Genomic DNA, 1,830 nt, shown 5'->3' with positions numbered 1-1,830 from the left:
GGAAGAAGTACGGCAGCCGGCTGGACGACATGGGCAAGTGGTACGACCAGACGTCGCTGGAGGTCTCGGTCCCCAGCTACGTCAAGGGCGTCAAGACCATGGCGGACCTCAAGGGCAAGGCCTCCGCGTACGAGCGCGGGCGCGCCAGCAGGGCGGTGGTCGGGGCGGTGCGGCCGCGGCCGGTGAGCGAGCCGAAGTCGAAGTCGGGCGCGCCGGACGCGGGGGGCACGTCGTCGCTCGCGTCGCGGGGCAGGCCCGCGGATGCGTCAGAGGTCTCGGCAGCCATAGGGGCGACGGTATAGCCCTTTAACGACCGTAATGCCCACTTTCGTGCGGTCGTCGCGGTACTCGTATAAGCATGCGGTCGCACCGGAAGGTCGGGGCCTGCGGATCGCGGGGGACGGCCGGACGGCCCGGGCGGGACCGCGAGGGCCCCCAGGACGTTCCTGGCCGGTGGCCGGTGGCCGGTGGCCGGTGGCCGGTGGCCGGTGGCCGGGTGGGCCGTGCGACGGGTACGGATCATCCGCGCTGTTCGGGGCAGTCGGGAATCAGCGGGGCGGACCGGGCGGCCCGGGCGCATATGCGGCCGGACCTGCCAGGAGCCGGCCGGCGATCCCGACCGGCCCGCGCGGAAGCAGACCGGGAAGGACGGCGGGCCCGCGGACGACCAGGCAATCCGACGGCCGTGCGGCCGACGACCACGCAACCACTGCTCGCGCTCTCCGGGGGTAGATCTCCTTCATGGACTGGCTGAAAAAACTCCCCGTCGTCGGCCCGTTCGTCGAACGGCTGATGCTCACGCACGCCTGGCGCTCGTACGAGACGCTCGACCGGGTGCACTGGTCGCGGCTCGCCGCGGCCATCACGTTCCTCAGCTTCATCGCGCTGTTCCCGCTGATCACGGTCGGCGCCGCGATCGGAGCGGCCCTGCTCAGCCAGAGCCAGCTGGACCATCTGCAGAAGAGCATCTCCGACCAGGTACCCGGCATCTCCGACCAGCTCAACCTCCAGGCCCTCGTCGACAACGCGGGCACGGTCGGCATCGTGGCGGGCGCGCTGCTGCTGTTCACCGGCATCGGGTGGATCGGCAACATGCGCGAGTGCCTGCGCGCCGTCTGGGAGCTGGACGACAAGCCGGAGGGCAACCCGATCGTCCTCAAGGCCAAGGACGGCCTGGTCCTCGCCGGCCTCGGCGCGGCGGGGCTCGCCTCCCTGCTCGCCTCCGCGTTCGGCTCGACGGCGGTCGGCTGGACGGCACGGCACCTCGGCATCCCCGGCGACGGGCCCGGGGGAGTCCTGCTGCAGGTGGGGTCCATCGCCGTCGCCGTGCTCGCGGACTTCCTGCTCCTGCTGTACGTGCTGACGCTGCTGCCGCGGGTCAAGCCCGAGAGGCGGCGGCTCGTGGTGGCCGCGCTGATCGGGGCCGTCGGCTTCGAGGTGCTGAAGCTGCTGCTCGGCGGCTACATCAGGGGCGTCGCCGGCAAGTCGATGTACGGCGCGTTCGGGACCCCCGTGGCCCTGCTGCTGTGGATCAACTTCACGGCCAAGCTGCTGCTGGTCTGCGCCGCGTGGACGGCCACGCCGAGCAAGGACGAGCCGAGCAGGATCGAACTGAACCGGCGGGACGCGGAGGAACGCGAGCGCGAGAAGGCGGTCGAGGAGGCCGAGAAGGCCGCCGAGGAGGAGAGGGCCGCCGGGAAGGAGAAGGGCTCCGCGAAGGGGAAGGGCGCGGCGCACGGCGCCGGAGCCTGAACCCCGCGGACGGCTGGTGCCGCCCCGGCGGGGCGGGCGGCGGCCGAAGCCGCCCCGGCCGCGCTGTCGCGCCGGGCG

2 protein-coding genes are annotated in these 1,830 nt (G+C 72.7%); both read left to right on the top strand.

What is annotated here, in order from left to right; all coding sequences use genetic code 11:
* The coding region (locus L1885_RS27935) for a hypothetical protein (RefSeq protein ID WP_235799933.1) at positions 1-302 on the top strand (302 nt) is incomplete at its 5' end.
* A 439-nt stretch (positions 303-741) separates the two neighbouring features.
* Positions 742-1,752 (top strand): YihY/virulence factor BrkB family protein, encoded by a 1,011-nt coding sequence (locus L1885_RS27930; RefSeq protein WP_235799932.1) that lies wholly within the window; start codon positions 742-744, stop codon positions 1,750-1,752.
* The last annotated feature ends 78 nt before the right edge of the window (positions 1,753-1,830 follow it).

The sequence above is a fragment of the Streptomyces fuscigenes genome, from assembly GCF_021556455.1.
Lineage (GTDB): Bacteria > Actinomycetota > Actinomycetes > Streptomycetales > Streptomycetaceae > Streptomyces > Streptomyces fuscigenes.
Note: the sequence above shows the minus strand (reverse complement) of the source record. Positions and strands in the feature narration are given on the sequence as shown.

Bases quoted from the DNA above. Each gene is read 5' to 3' on its own strand.
- L1885_RS27930 (WP_235799932.1), top strand. From the start codon at position 742: ATGGACTGGCTGAAAAAACTCCCCGTCGTCGGCCCGTTCGTCGAACGG.